The sequence below is a fragment of the Caballeronia jiangsuensis genome, from assembly GCF_046030135.1.
GTDB classification, from domain to species: Bacteria; Pseudomonadota; Gammaproteobacteria; order Burkholderiales; family Burkholderiaceae; genus Caballeronia; species Caballeronia jiangsuensis.
Window position 1 is genome coordinate 14,480 of sequence record NZ_JAQQDB010000022.1, and the last position, 14,112, is coordinate 28,591.

General features: G+C 61.5%; 14 protein-coding genes. 10 read left to right on the plus strand and 4 right to left on the minus strand.

What is annotated here, in order from left to right; genetic code table 11:
• Positions 1 to 262 precede the first annotated feature (262 nt).
• A complete protein-coding gene (locus PQR08_RS22485) occupies positions 263 to 1,204 on the minus strand; it encodes a helix-turn-helix domain-containing protein (RefSeq protein ID WP_035501891.1) in 942 nt (313 codons plus the stop codon).
• A gap of 41 nt (positions 1,205 to 1,245) precedes the next feature.
• The gene (locus PQR08_RS22490) at positions 1,246 to 1,512 is read right to left on the minus strand and encodes a hypothetical protein (RefSeq protein ID WP_250484656.1); all 267 of its coding nucleotides are present in this window, start codon (positions 1,510 to 1,512) and stop codon (positions 1,246 to 1,248) included.
• A 127-nt stretch (positions 1,513 to 1,639) separates the two neighbouring features.
• On the opposite strand from PQR08_RS22490, the gene PQR08_RS22495 reads away from it, so the two are divergent.
• The 3 genes from PQR08_RS22495 to PQR08_RS22505 all read left to right on the plus strand — a co-directional run bounded on the left by PQR08_RS22495 (position 1,640) and on the right by PQR08_RS22505 (position 5,537).
• Positions 1,640 to 2,947 (plus strand): MFS transporter, encoded by a 1,308-nt coding sequence (locus PQR08_RS22495; RefSeq protein WP_250484657.1) that lies wholly within the window; start codon positions 1,640 to 1,642, stop codon positions 2,945 to 2,947.
• 102 nt (positions 2,948 to 3,049) lie between these two features.
• Positions 3,050 to 4,459 carry a spinster family MFS transporter gene (locus PQR08_RS22500; protein WP_250484658.1) on the plus strand — a complete coding sequence of 470 codons (1,410 nt, stop codon included), beginning with the start codon at positions 3,050 to 3,052 and terminating at the stop codon, positions 4,457 to 4,459.
• A gap of 109 nt (positions 4,460 to 4,568) precedes the next feature.
• The gene (locus tag PQR08_RS22505; protein WP_250484659.1) at positions 4,569 to 5,537 is read left to right on the plus strand and encodes a PDR/VanB family oxidoreductase; all 969 of its coding nucleotides are present in this window, start codon (positions 4,569 to 4,571) and stop codon (positions 5,535 to 5,537) included.
• Between the two features lie 2 nt (positions 5,538 to 5,539).
• On the opposite strand, the gene PQR08_RS22510 is transcribed toward PQR08_RS22505, so the two are convergent.
• Complete coding sequence (locus PQR08_RS22510) at positions 5,540 to 6,460, minus strand: LysR family transcriptional regulator (protein ID WP_187606295.1); 921 nt, start codon at positions 6,458 to 6,460, stop codon at positions 5,540 to 5,542.
• A gap of 157 nt (positions 6,461 to 6,617) precedes the next feature.
• Here PQR08_RS22510 and PQR08_RS22515 point away from each other — a divergent pair, with 157 nt between their 5' ends.
• Both PQR08_RS22515 and PQR08_RS22520 read left to right on the plus strand, forming a co-directional pair.
• Positions 6,618 to 7,901 (plus strand): aromatic ring-hydroxylating oxygenase subunit alpha, encoded by a 1,284-nt coding sequence (locus PQR08_RS22515; RefSeq protein ID WP_035501880.1) that lies wholly within the window; start codon positions 6,618 to 6,620, stop codon positions 7,899 to 7,901.
• On the plus strand, positions 7,898 to 8,398 hold the full coding sequence (locus PQR08_RS22520) for an aromatic-ring-hydroxylating dioxygenase subunit beta (RefSeq protein WP_187606294.1): 501 nt from the start codon (positions 7,898 to 7,900) through the stop codon (positions 8,396 to 8,398). The genes PQR08_RS22515 and PQR08_RS22520 overlap by 4 nt, the downstream gene beginning before the upstream one ends.
• Positions 8,399 to 8,448: 50 nt before the next feature.
• On the opposite strand, the gene PQR08_RS22525 is transcribed toward PQR08_RS22520, so the two are convergent.
• Positions 8,449 to 9,915 (minus strand): sensor histidine kinase, encoded by a 1,467-nt coding sequence (locus PQR08_RS22525; RefSeq protein ID WP_250484660.1) that lies wholly within the window; start codon positions 9,913 to 9,915, stop codon positions 8,449 to 8,451.
• A gap of 187 nt (positions 9,916 to 10,102) precedes the next feature.
• On the opposite strand from PQR08_RS22525, the gene PQR08_RS22530 reads away from it, so the two are divergent.
• The 5 genes from PQR08_RS22530 to PQR08_RS22550 are packed head-to-tail and all read left to right on the plus strand — an operon-like array spanning position 10,103 to position 14,104.
• Positions 10,103 to 11,278: an acyl-CoA dehydrogenase family protein gene (locus PQR08_RS22530; RefSeq protein ID WP_250484661.1), complete on the plus strand. Its 1,176-nt coding sequence runs from the start codon at positions 10,103 to 10,105 to the stop codon at positions 11,276 to 11,278.
• A gap of 36 nt (positions 11,279 to 11,314) precedes the next feature.
• The gene (locus PQR08_RS22535) at positions 11,315 to 11,692 is read left to right on the plus strand and encodes a hypothetical protein (RefSeq protein ID WP_238213915.1); all 378 of its coding nucleotides are present in this window, start codon (positions 11,315 to 11,317) and stop codon (positions 11,690 to 11,692) included.
• A 4-nt stretch (positions 11,693 to 11,696) separates the two neighbouring features.
• Positions 11,697 to 12,215: a nuclear transport factor 2 family protein gene (locus tag PQR08_RS22540; RefSeq protein WP_250484662.1), complete on the plus strand. Its 519-nt coding sequence runs from the start codon at positions 11,697 to 11,699 to the stop codon at positions 12,213 to 12,215.
• Complete coding sequence (locus tag PQR08_RS22545; RefSeq protein WP_250484663.1) at positions 12,212 to 13,348, plus strand: amidase; 1,137 nt, start codon at positions 12,212 to 12,214, stop codon at positions 13,346 to 13,348. The genes PQR08_RS22540 and PQR08_RS22545 overlap by 4 nt, the downstream gene beginning before the upstream one ends.
• A 12-nt stretch (positions 13,349 to 13,360) precedes the next feature.
• Positions 13,361 to 14,104 carry an SDR family NAD(P)-dependent oxidoreductase gene (locus tag PQR08_RS22550; RefSeq protein WP_250484664.1) on the plus strand — a complete coding sequence of 248 codons (744 nt, stop codon included), beginning with the start codon at positions 13,361 to 13,363 and terminating at the stop codon, positions 14,102 to 14,104.
• Positions 14,105 to 14,112: the final 8 nt, after the last annotated feature.

The following is a 14,112-nucleotide window of genomic DNA, read 5'->3' on the forward strand; positions in this document are numbered from 1 at the left end:
GCGGTGGCCAGCCGTCTCAGCTTCATCTGTGCTCCTCCTTAGTTATCGTCGAATTGACTCTAAAGACGACAATAAAAAAGAGCACTTCGTAACCGGCAGCGCGTGCGTGCCGAAATGGAGCATTCGAAAGGGAGCCGACAGAGACGCGCTAAATGCGCGTGTTCAGGCCGCTTGCAAAGCCGGCTTCGGAAAGAGAAATGCCGATTGCAAACCGCGGCAATGCGGCCTGCAATCGGCATGGAGGGAATGCGTTAGTGCTGAATCAGCGAGTGCGCAGCGTTTGAGAGGGAAGTTCGCCGAACAGGCTTTTGTAATCGCTCGCGAAGTGGCCGAGATTGGAAAATCCCCAGCGCATCGCGGCTTCGCGCACCGGAATTTCGTTTGGCGATGTCGTCGTCAGGAGCCGTCTCACTTGCGCGAGACGCACGGCGCGCAGATAACTCACCGGATTCATCTGCGTCACCGATTGAAAGCTGTTCTGAATGGTGCGCCGGCTCACGCGCAGTTTCTCGCACAGATCCAGCACCGAGATCGGCTGCTCGGGACGCGCAAGCACCAGCTCATGCGCGCGACGCACGACATCGGCGCGGCACGCATAAGTGAGCCGGTCCTCGCGCGTGGGCACATGAAACGTCAGCAGATCCAGAATGCTTTCCGTCACGGTGTGCGTGAATCGCTGCGCGCCATCGTCCGATGAAAACGGATCGGAGTGCGCGAGCACCGTTTCGACCGCCGCGATGATGCGCTTTCCCGCGCGCGCGCCGGCCGCGCCGGGGATGCTCAGCACGTGCCGGTTGAGAATTTCGTCCTGGACATCGATGCCCGCCGCATCCGCTGCCGACGCGAGCAGACTCATATCGACGGCCACGCCGAGCATCGACATATCGGGTGGCGAATGCAACAGGAATTCCTTGTTGCCAGGCGCGACGACGAGCGCGTTTTCGTCGACACGCACGCCCTGAAACGAAAACGGTGCGCCGCCGCCGAGCACGAGTCCGAACGTGACGAAACCCGCCGGCAGTTGCCCGCGTTGAACGATACGAACGTTCGCGGATTCCTGAAAGACCTGCACGCCCGCCACCGAAACCTGCTTGACCGTGCTGCGAAACGCGCCTTCGCCCACCTGGTCGTAACGCTGTTCCCAGCCTGTCAGCGCGTGCGCGTGGCGGTCGGCGTCCTCGAAGGTTTCATAGTTGGCGTACATCCCTCCTCCTGCTACTTGCGTCGGCATCGATGCGACTGCTTTTAGGTTCTCGATTTTTTGGCGTCAAGCTTTTTAATTGTTCTCGCTTGTTGCTTGTTGCGCAATTCTGAGAATGCACGATTGAAAAACGGGCGCGCGCATGCGTAGGCGCACGCGCGCTTCGTGCGCACTTCAGAGATTACTTTAGAACTGCGCCGGATGCCTGCGCGCACGGTGGATTGCGTGAACAGAAGTCTGCGCTCACCCGTCCGGCGCGGCAAATCAGTCAAAAGCGCATTCATCGATAAAGCCCGCTGATGCGGTTTCATATTTGCCGCACTGATAGCCGACGCCCTTTTCGGCGAATTTGACCTGGATATCTGTCACATCGACACTGCCTGCGAAACGAAGCCTTTCGAAAGCATCGACGCCTCCTCATTCCCCAAGCGAGCCCCTATGTCTTCCGTTCACTCCCAGGCTTCAGCGGACCACCCAGCCGCGACGCAGGACCGTGCGCTCAGCCGGATCGTCGTCGCTTCCGTCGCGGGCAATGCGATGGAGTGGTACGACTTCTTCGTCTACGGCACGGCTGCCGCGCTCGTGTTCGGGCAGTTGTTCTTTCCCGCAAATGCGGACCCGCTCGTCGGAACGCTCGGCGCATTCGCCGCGTTCGCGATGGGCTTCGTCGCACGACCGCTCGGCGGCATCGTGTTCGGGCATATCGGCGATCGGTATGGACGGCGCGCGTCGCTCGTATGGACGCTGCTCATCATGGGCTTCGCGACCTTCGGCATCGGCTTGTTGCCCACTTATGATCGTGTGGGGCTATGGGCCCCTGCCGCGCTCGTCGCGCTGCGGCTGCTGCAAGGGGTTGCTTCAGGCGGCGAATGGGGCGGCGGCGTATTGATGATCAGCGAGAGCGCACCGCCCGAAAAGCGCGGCTATTACGCGGCGTGGAGCCAGCTCGGCGTGGGCGGCGGCTTCGTGCTTTCATCGGGCGCATTTCTCGCCGTGCAGGCATTGCCGCATGATCAGTTCATCTCATGGGGCTGGCGTCTGCCGTTTCTCGCGAGCATTCTGATCTTCGCGCTCGGCGTATATATCCGGCATAACCTGCCCGAGAGCCGTGACTTCGAAAACGCGGATCGTGCGGGCAAGACTTCTCACATGCCGGTTATCGAAGTCATCAAACGCCATCCGAAGGAAATCCTGATGGCGATGGGATTGCGTGTGGCCGAGAACGGCGGCGCCTATATCTTTCTCGCCTTCTCGCTCGTCTACGGCAAATATGCGGGCATCGACAATTGGACGATGCTTACCGGCGTGATGATCGCGATGATCGTCGAAATGGCGGCGATGCTTTTATGGGGCAAGCTCTCCGATCGCATCGGCCGCAAACCGGTGTACATGATCGGCGCGGTGTCGCTCGCATTCATGGCCTTCCCCTTCTTCTGGCTGCTCAACACGCATTCGACGCCGCTGATCTGGCTCGCGCTCGTGCTCGGCACGGCGGTATGTCATGGCGCGATGATCGGCACGCTGCCTTCGCTCGTCGGCGAGCTTTTCAGTACCGAAGTGCGCTACTCGGGCGTCGCGCTCGGCCATGAGGTCGCGTCGATTTTCGCGGGCGGGCTTTCTCCGCTCATCGCCACGGCGCTGCTCGCGCGTTATCACGCGTATTGGCCGGTTTCCGTTTTCCTCATCGCGCTCGCACTCGTCACTGTCATCACGTTGAAGTACACGCACGAGACGCGCGCCAGATAACCCGCGCTTTTCCTTCCGTTTCATTCGTTTGCCATTCGCGCGGCGCTTGCCCGCGCGAATGCCTGCGCACGCCCTGAGAACCGCATTCATCGGAGACACACGATGCATTCCCCAAACACCATGAAGCCAAAAGGCAAGCGCCATACATACGAATGGTATGTCGTCGTGATCTGCATGCTGGCGTATGTTTTCTCGTTCATCGACCGCCAGGTGCTCGCGCTCATGATCGAGCCGATCAAGCGCGACCTGCATCTCACCGACACGCAATTCAGCCTCCTGCATGGATTCGCGTTCTCGCTCTTCTACGCGGTGATGGGCATGCCGATTGCCTATCTCGCCGATCGTTTCGCGCGTCCGCGCATCATCGCGGCGGGCATCGCGCTGTGGAGCGTCGCAACGGCGACGTGCGGGCTCAGTCAAAGCTTCGTGCATATGTTCGCTTCGCGCATGAGCGTAGGCGTGGGCGAGGCCGCGCTCTCGCCCGGCACTTATTCGATGATCGCGGATTACTTTCCGAAGGAGAAGATCGGCCGCGCTATCGGCATTTATTCGCTCGGCTCGTTCATTGGCGGCGGCATCGCGTTTCTTGTCGGCGGATATGTGATTGCACTGCTCAAGCACGCGAGCGTGTTCACGTTGCCGCTTATCGGCGAATTGCGTGCGTGGCAGTTGACGTTCTTTATCGTCGGCTTGCCGGGTCTCTTCGTCGCGTTCGTTTTCATGCTCACGGTGCGTGATCCCGCGCGCAAGGGGCTCGCGCAAGACGGCGCGGGCAAGGTCAAACGCGTCGCAATGGGCGATGCGCTGCGTTTCATCGCGAGCCATCGCAAGACGTTCTTCTGTCATTACATCGGCTTTTCGTTCTATGCGATGGGCCTCTATTGCCTGATGGGCTGGACGCCCGCTTTCTATATGCGCCGTTTCGGTCTCACGCCTGTAGAAACGGGTTATATGCTCGGCATCGTGATGCTGGTTGCCAACACGACGGGCGTGTTCTGCGGCGGCTGGCTCAACGACTGGCTGTTGCGTCGCGGCCGCAGCGATGCGCCGATGCGCGCGGCATGGATCGGCGCGGCCTGCATGCTGGTTCCGGCTATCGCATTCACGCAGACGACGAGTCTCAACGCGTCGCTCGCATGGCTCGTCGTGGCCATGTTCTTCGCGTCGTTCCCGCTACCGACCTCCGCCGCCGCCATGCAGGCGCTCGCGCCCAATCAGATGCGCGCGCAGATTTCAGCGATGTTCCTGCTCGTGTCGAATCTGATCGGACTGGGTCTCGGGACCACGCTCGTCGCGCTCATCACCGACAAGGTGCTCGGCTCGCCACTGGCGGTCGGCGATTCGATGGCCATCATCAACGCCGTGGCGATCGTGCTGGCCGTCGTGTTGCTCTATGCCGGATGCAGGCAGTATCGCGCGAGTCTCGATCATGAAGCGCGCGAAGCCCGCGTCACGATCGCCGAAGGACAAGCGCCAGAGAAGTTGCCGGCGGGCGCGGCGACGACGGCCTGAAGATATCCGCCGATTTGATGTGACCTGCGTTTTTTAATCTATTTTGCTTATCCGACGAGGGACGTTACGCTCGACGCATCGTCCCTCGACACACTGGAAAGGCAGCATCATGCAAGCTCAAACCTTCAAAGTTCGCGTCGACGCGTTGCGCGAAGAGGCTCACGGCGTGCGTTCGTTCAGCATCTCGCGCCTCGACGGCATGCCCTTCGATGCCTACGAGCCCGGCGCGCATATCGATGTCACGAGTCCATCCGGCATCACGCGCCAGTACTCGCTGTGCGGCGATCCGGCTTGCCGCGATTCGCATGTCTTCGCGGTAAAGAAGGAGGAGCAATCGCGCGGCGGCTCGCGTTCGTTGCATGACGAAGTCAGCATCGGCAGCGAGTTGTCGATCGGCGCGCCGCGCAATCTGTTCCGTCTTGAAGAAAGCGCGAGCGAGCATATCCTGATCGGCGCGGGCATCGGCATTACGCCTTTGCTTTCGATGGCGTATCGTCTCGTCGCGATCGGTGCGCCCTTCACGCTGCACTACTTCGCGCGCAGCGATACGCATGCGGCGTTCTTGCCGCTCCTCGCACGCGCGCCGTTCGACGGACATGTCAGGCTGCATTTCGGTGTCGAACGCGAAGTACTCGCCGATGAACTCGATGCCTGTATCGGCGACGCAGACAAGGATGCGCACGTCTATACCTGCGGCCCCGCTCCGTTCATGGATGTCGTGGTCGATACTGCGCAAAAGCGCTTGCCCGCCGAGGCCATTCATCTCGAACGCTTCAAGGCCGAGCCGCAAGCCCCGACGGATGAATCGCTCGATACCTTCGATTTGCGGCTCGCGAGCACCGGGCAAACCGTGCGTGTCGATGCGGCCACGTCCATCGTCGATGCGCTTGCGTCGATCGGCATCGAAGTCGATACGTCATGCGGCGAAGGCGTCTGCGGAACCTGCATGGTCGATGTCGTGAGCGGCGAGCCCGAGCATCGCGATCATTGTCTGAGCAAGGCGGAGCGCGCGAGCAACAGCGTGATCTGCTGCTGCGTGTCGCGTTCACGCTCGCCGGTTCTCGTGCTCGACCTCTGAACTCATAGCTTCTCGAAGCCCGCGAGGATGTCGGTCATCAGGCCGCGCATCCACGCGATGCCTTCGTCCTCGTGAAAGTGCTCGTGCCAGTGCATGGTCACGGCCGCCTTCGGCAATTGAACCGGCAACGCATAGATCCTGAACGCCTCGTTGCGATTGAGGATATGCGCGAGCCGCTCGGGCAATGTCGCGAACAGATCGGTCACCGCGAGCACGCCGGGAACGGCCACGAAATGCGGCAGCGCCAGCGCGATATTGCGCCCGACACCTTGCGCTCGCAATGCGTCGTCGAGCGCATGGTGACTATGTTCGAGCGATCGCACCTGCACATGCGACGCCGCGAGAAACTGATCGAGATTCAACGTCTCTCCTGCGGGCAGGCCTTCGCGCTTCCTCGTCATGCACACATAAGCTTCCTCGAAAAGCAGCGCGTGACGCGTGCGCGGCAAGAGCGATGGCAGATTGCCGATTGCGAAGTCGAGCCGGCTCGAACGCAATGCTTCCTCGATATCTTCCACAGGCAAAGGCTCGACCAGCAGCTTCACGCGCGGCGCGGCTTCGTGCAGCGCCTGGCAGATCGCGGGCAAGTACGCCATTTCTCCCGCGTCCGAAAGGGACAGGCGAAACGTGCGACTGCTCGTGGACGCATCGAAACGCTCGGCGAAGCGCAAGGCTTCGCGCACGGTATCGAGCGCACGTCCGACGATCTCCGCGAGTTCCAGCGCGACGGGCGTCGGCTGCATGCCGGCGCGCGTGCGGATGAAGAGCGTGTCATCGAAAAGCGTGCGTAGACGGCCAAGCGAATAGCTCACGGCTGGCTGCGAGAGCGCGAGCCGTTCGCCGGCTTTGGTGAGGCTGCGCTCTTCCACGATCGCCTGAAAGACGCGCAGCAGATTGAGATCGACATGGTCGAGGGAATTCATCGGCAACTCTCAAGATATCGGCCGGATTTATCCAGCACCCGTTTTTTAATCGATTTGACGCATGATCTTCGCAAAGCGAGACTGATGTCAACGAGAGGATGTGCCGATCTTCATCGCCATCCTCGTTAGCCGATCAACCTCACCCCACATCGAACCGATGAGTACGCCGACAACCCAAATCATCGACACGAGCGCGCTCGGCCGCCGTGCGCAAGCCGACCGCATCGCGCCTTCGCTCTACTACGATCCTGATCTTTTCGAAGCTGAACTCGAGCGCATTTTCTATAAGACGTGGATCTGGGTCGCGCATGAAAGCGAGTTGCCGAAACCCGGCGATTTCGTCACGACGACCATCGGTCGCCAGCCCGTGATCGTCGTGCGCGACAAGACAGGCGCGGTCCATGTGCTGCAAAACCGCTGCCGTCATCGCGGCGCAACTGTCTGTGAAGAGCACAAGGGCAACGCGAAGGGCTTCACGTGTCCGTATCACAGCTGGTCTTATGCGCTCGACGGCACGCTGCGTGCCCTGCCCTACGGCGACGGCTATGAAGGCGTCTGCGAGAAAGGCGATCTGCCGCTCAAGAAATTGCGCGTCGGGATTTATCAGGGCTTGATCTTCGCGAGCTTCAACGAAGCTATCGAACCGCTCGAAGACTTTCTGGGCGGCGCAAAGCCCTGGATCGACCTTTTCATGAAGCAAGGCGCGGGTTATCCGATCAAGGCCAACGGCGAGCATAAGTTCAAGTTCAAGGGTAACTGGAAAATCCAGCTCGAAAACACGACCGATCTCTATCACTTTCCCGTCGTGCATAAATCGTGGATGAAGTCCATCGACGACGAAACCGCCGCGGCCATTACGAGTTTCATGACGAGCGAAGACGCGTTCTGCCGCTCGCTCGGCAACGGCCATAGCCTCGCCGTGCTGGTGCCCGAGATCGTCGATCTCGACAAGGATGACGGCGCACCCTTGCCGGAACGCTTCAACGATCTGGCCGCGACCCTCGCGGAGAAACATACGCCCGATGAAGTGCGCCGTATCGTGCGCTCGCTGATGGGCGTCGGCTTCAATCTGAATCTGTTTCCGAACCTCGCGCTCTCGATGGCGTTCTTCCGCGTGCTGCGGCCCATTTCCGCCGACGAAACGGAAATTCGCCACGTCGCACTCGCGATGGACGGCGGACCGGAAGAAGCGAATCGCGTGCGCCTGCGCATTCACGAACACTTCCAGGGTCCGTTCGGTTTCGGCAGCCCCGACGACGCCGAAGCATGGGAACGCGTGCAGCGCGGCTCGCACGCGGGGCCCGATGTGCCGATCCTCGTCAATCGCGGCCTCAACCGCGAAACGACCGCACCGAACGGAGAAAAGACCGCGCATGCCACCGATGAAACGGGCATGCGTGAAGCCTACAAACAATGGCGCGCAATGATGGAGCAGGCATGATGGACGATCGCAACGCACTCTTCTCTCAACGGACGTTCGCGCGCGCGATCGAATTCATCTGGCGTGAAGCCGAACTGCTGGATCGGCGCGACTATCACGCGTGGCTCGATCTGTGGGACGAGAAAGGCTTCTATGTGGTGCCGATCGATCCGAACGCGACCGACTTCGCCGCCACCCTGAACTACGCATACGACGACCAGCACATGCGCGAACTGCGCGTGCAGCGCATGACGTCGGGCTATTCGGCATCGGCATCGGATGCGGCTCGAACGGTGCGTACCGTATCGCGCTTCACGTTGTCGAGCGATAGCGCCGATGTCGTGGAAGTGAAGTCGTCGCAAGTCATCGTCGCGTACAAGCGCGGCGTGTCGACGATCTTCGCCGCCGATCTCACGCACAAGATCAGCATGGCGAGCGGCGAGCCGAAGCTCCTCGAAAAGGTGATCCGCCTGATCGATTCGACCGAAGCGCTGAGCGCGATCGGCTTCCTGCTTTGAGCGCGGCGCACGCATCGATGCATACGCGCCGATGCGTGCCTGGCCGTCGATCATGCGCGATGAGACAGGGGCAGCGCGAAGCGGCATTCGAGGCCGCCGCCTGCTGCGCGTTGCGCCCAGATACGGCCATCGTGCCGCGACACGATGCTCTTGCACAACGACAAGCCAATGCCATTGCCGCCCGCCTTCGACGAAGAGAAGCCGTCGAACAGGCGTTCGAGTGCATCGTCGGGCACGCCCGGTCCGTTGTCGATCACATGAAGTTCGGCCGCGTCCGCGTTCATCGATGTGGCGAGCGTGACGATATCCGTCGACGATTTCGCGGCGCTCAATGCTTCGATGGCGTTGAACGCGAGATTGAGGATCACCTGACCGATGAGCACGCGTTCGCAACGTACCGGCAACGGCTCGCTCCATTGCTCGATCCTGAGCGTCACGCCCTCGTCTCGCGCGCGCAATTGAATGAAGTACGCGACATCCGCGAGCACGTCGCGAAGATCCGCCTGTGCTTCGACGGGCTCTCGCTTCACGATGAACTCACGCACGCTCTTGATGATATGCGCCGCGTGCTCGGCCTGACGATCCGCTGCACGCAAGCCCCAGATCGCGCTATCGATGGAATCGGGCTGAGCGAGCCGCTGAATCGCACCTTCGATGAAATTGCGCACGGCGGCGAGCGGCTGGCTCAATTCATGCGCGATCGCCGTCGCCATCTCGCCCATTGCATTATTTCGCCCCGCGTATTCGAGCATGCGCGCTTCGTTGCGGCGCGCGTCCTCGATTGCGACTTCATCGGTGATATCGCGGAAATGCACCAGCGTGCCGTCCTCGATGTCGATTCGCCTGCACGTAATGCGCAGCCATCGTTTCGCGCCGTCGCGACGCGTGATCGCATAGCGTTGCGCGGGCGTCGATTGTTGCCGCGTCGCGCTGCGCAACTGCGCGATCAGCCGGTCGCGATCTTCTCTCGTGCAGTAGTCGAGCGCGACGCCCAGCGGTGCATCGCTCGCGACACCCAGCACGCGCCGCCCCGATTCACTGATGAAGCTCACCTTGCCGCGCGGCGTGAGCACCGCGACGCCCTCGCCCAGATCCTGCATGTACTCGCGCAGCCGCGTTTCATAGCGGCGCAGCTTCTGACGCATTGCTTCTTCCGCGCTGATATCGCGAAACTGCACCATCACCACCGCGCGCCCGGCAAGCGGCACATAAGTCGCGATCGCCTCGGACAGCATATCCACGCCCGCGCGCGAGCGATAACACCATTCATAACTTTGCGGGCCTTCGGTGATCGAGCGGTCCATCGCATTCACTGCGATTTCACGACGATATCTGATGTCGTCGCGAGTCATGTCGTGCGCCTTGAGCGGCAGCAGTTCCTCGACCGAAAAGCCGAGCGCGACACACGCCGCGCGATTCGCCCAGACGATGGCCTTCGTCTTCGCATCGTGAAGAAGCACGCATTGCGTCAAGGCGTCGAGCAGCCGGCGGAAATCGTCTTCGGCGGGAAAGTTCATATCGAGGTGCGAGGAAAAGACAGTACCAGCACAAACCATAGCATCGGCGCGTCCCGCGCGTCCCTAAAGATTTCTTTAGAAGACCGGGAGGCATCACTGAATCGCAAGCTCGCCTTCCCAATTGCTTCGGTCTTTTTGCGTTTCTAGACTGACATCAATGCAAAACGAACGAAAAGGAGACTTACCCATGTCAGCTTCCGCGACTGCCTTCGCTATCCGCGACGATCTGTCGAATCAAACCGATGCCATCACGCTCGACGATGTGATAGCCGAAATCGCCCAGCGCCGCGACGAATTCGACCGGCTGTCGCACGTGCCGCGCGATGTCATCGAAAAGCTCAAGCGCGTGGGCATCTATCGTGCCGCCACGCCGAAACGCTTCGGCGGCGATGCACGCGCCCCCGGCGAATTTCTCGAGATGATCGAGCGCATCGCCGTCGCCGACGGCTCGGCCGCGTGGGTCGCGAGCTTCGGTTCAGCGAATCTCTATCTCGCCGCATTGCCGGTCGCGACCCAGGCCGCGATCTATGCGGATGGACCCGATCAGGTCTTTGCGGGTGGGCTTTTTCCGGTGCAGAACGCACAACCCGCATCGGGCGGCTATCGCGTGAATGGTACGTGGAAGTTCGCGAGCGGCTGCAAGGGCGCGGACTGGCTCGGTGTCGGCATCGGCACCGGCAAACCGGGCGAAGCGCCGGGCAAGCCGCGCACCGCCGTGTTTCGCCCCGAGCAGGTGGAGATCGTCGAGAACTGGAACGTCGTCGGCATGCAGGGCACCGGCAGTCACGACTTGCGCGTGACGGATCAGTTCGTCGCCGAAGACTGGACCTTCGTGCGCGGCGGCGTATCGACGATCGATGAACCGCTCTATCGATATCCGACCATCGCGTATGCGGCGCAAGTGCTCGCCGTCGTGAATCTGGGTCTCGCGCGCGCCGCTCTCGACGTCGCGAATCATATGGCGGGCGGCCGCAAGACGACGACGGGCGCGCCGCAACTCGCCGATCGCGCCTACTACCGTATCGAACTTGCAAAAGCGGAAGCGCAATTGCGCTCAGCGCGCGCGTTCTTCTACGAATCGACCGACAGCGTATGGCAGTCGATTCTCGCGGGCAATGAAGTCTCTCCGGAACAGGTCAGCCTGTTGCGCCTGGCCGCAACGCAGATCGCGCGTGAAGGCGCGGACGTAGTGAGTCGTGCGTATCGCCTGGGCGGCACGATGGCGATTTATCGCACGCATCCATTGCAACGCCTGATGCGCGACGCGATGGTCGTCACGCAGCACGCATTTCTCGGCGAAGGCAACTACGACGGCGCGGGCGCCGTGTTCGTCGGCGTGCCGCCGATTCCCGGCTATCTTTGATCGATTTTCATCGCATAACAAGAGGAGCAACGCTTCATGACCGATAACCGAAATCTTCCTTTGCGCGTGCTGTTCTGCTGCGGCGTAACCCAGAACTTCTTCGACTTGCCGCGCGAACAGATTGGAGAAGTATGGCAAGCCTACGGCAAGATGTTATCCGCCATCGAGGCTATGGAGAACGTGCGTGTGCTGGGCGTGATGGATGACGACCGCCTGGTCGTCGGACAGTCCGATGGCGCGCCGTGGACGTTTTACATCATGGCCGATGTCGCCGACTTCGATACGGCTGTCGCCGTGTGCAATCTCTATCGCACGACGCCCGTCGGCGATTACAACCTGTGGCGCTATGGAAAGATCGAGGCGCGCGTGGGACGTGCATTGACGGTGCCGCCGGCCACAGCCAATAACGCGTGAAGCCATGACGCAAGCCAACATCGACGCATTGCTCACGCGCCTCGCCGCGCTGGAGGCGCAGAACGCGGTGCGCAAGACCATCGCGCGCTATATGGCGCTATGCGATCTGCCTTGCGCACCGCTCGAAGGCGAAGCGCTCGCCGCGCTCTTCACCGATGACGCCGTGTGGGAAGGCATCGGACCGCAGTATGCGAAGAAGTTCGGGCGTCTGCAAGGACGAACTGCGATCGTCGAAATGCTGCAACGTTATCTGCCGCCGACGCCGCATTTCGCCAGCAATGTGCACTTTCTGACGTCCGAGCATATCGAGGTTATGGGCGATATCGTCAAGGGACGATGGATCATGTTGCAGGCATCCGCTTATGTCGATGCCAAGGCCGAGCTTATTTCCGCGCGGCTGGAAATCGATTTCGCGCCATCTTCACGCGATGAAAACAACGCGTGGCTGATTCGCCATTTCCGCACGGAGCGTCTCTTCGACGCGCCCTGGCAAGTGAATCCACGCAAGGAGACGCACGCATGAGCGCATTCATCAGCGAATTCGATCTGTGCTTCCACGACGATGCCGATGCACCGACCATCGCGATCAAGGACAGCATCGACATAGCGGGATATCCGACCACGGCTGCAAGCCGCGCGCTCGCCGATGCACCCGCCGCTACCCAACATGCCGAAGTCGTGCAGCGTCTGCTCGATGCGGGCTGGCGCATCAAGGGCAAGGCCAACATGCACGAGCTTGCGTTCGGCATGACCGGTATCAACGACTTCACGGGCACGCCGCAGAATCCCCAGGACGCAACGCGGATTCCCGGCGGATCGTCGAGCGGTTCGGCTTCGGCTGTCGGACTCGGGCTCGTCGATGCCGCACTGGGCACCGATACGGGCGGTTCGGTGCGCGGCCCCGCGGCATGCTGCGGCGTGACCGGATTGAAGCCAACCTTCGGTCGCGTGTCGCGTCGCGGCGTGGCGCCAGTCGAAACCACACTCGATTGCGTAGGCCCCTTCGCGCGCGACATGCGCGTGCTGATCGATGCAATGACCGCGATCGATCCTTCGTTCGATGCGGGCATCGCGCGAAGGGATGCGGCGAAGACGCGTGTCGGCATCGTCGCCGTCGATGCGGATACGAGTATCCGCAAAGCCGTCGAGCACGCCGTGCGTCGAGCGGGATTCGCATCACGCGGCATCGAACTGGCGTCGATGGCCGATGCCTTTTCCGCCGGTCTCGCGGTCATCAACGCGGAAACGTGGCACGCATTCGGTCACCTCGTCGAGACGGGCAAGCTCGGCGCGGATCTCGACGCCCGTTTGCGTCTTGCATCGAAAACCACGCCTACCGATCTCGAAGCGGCGGAGAACGTCAGGCGCGTCTTCACGGCGGCCGTGGATCGCGCGCTCGAAAATGTCGATGTGCTCGTGCTCCCCACGCTGCCCGCGTTTCCGATCACGCTCGAAGCCGCGCGCGCGGGAACGCCGGTGATCGCAATGTCGTCGTTGATCAGGCCGTTCAATCTGAGCGGGCATCCTGCGTTGAGCCTTCCGCTTCCGGTCGAAGGTTCATCGCTCAAGGCCGGCTTGCAGATCGTCGGGCGCAAGGGCGCGGACGAAAAGGTATGCGCCGTCGCCGCGCATGTCGAAGCCGCGCTCGCTCAATAAAGGAACTCAAACATGTCGAACAGAATCGCGCTCATCACGGGCGCCGCGCGTGGCCTCGGCGCCGCGGTCGCGCGCCGCTTTCATGCCGCGGGCTACAAGGTCGCGCTGGCCGATATCGCCATCGAAGCAACCCGGTCTCTCGCACTGGAGTTGAGCGCCGATCAAAGCAGCGCATTCGCACTCGAACTCGACGTCACATCGAAAGCGGACTTCGAACGCGCGCGTGACGCCGTGCACGAACGCTGGGGACGTATCGATGTGCTCGTCAACAATGCGGGCGCTTCGAAGGTCGTGCCGGTCATGGAGATCACCGCCGAGCAGTTCGATCAGGTCATCGACGTGAATCTGCGCAGCGTTCTCTTCGGCTGTCAGGTATTGGGCCGCTATTTCGCGGATCGTGGCGCGGGACGCATCGTCAATATCGCGTCGCTTGCGGGACAGAACGGCGGCTCGGCGACCGGCGCGCACTACGCGGCCGCAAAAGGCGGCGCGATCACGCTGACCAAGGTATTCGCACGCGACCTCGCAGCACATGGTGTGACCGTGAATGCGATCTCGCCCGGCCCGCTCGATCTGGCTATCGTCCATGAGAGCGTGCCCGCCGACAAGCTCGACAAGGTTATCGCGGGCATTCCGGTGGGACGTCTGGGCTCGGCGGATTACATTGCCGATGTTGCCGTGCTGCTTGCATCACCCGACGCGTATTTCGCCAACGGCGCATGCTGGGACGTGAACGGCGGCCTGTACATGCGTTAGCGCGCGTA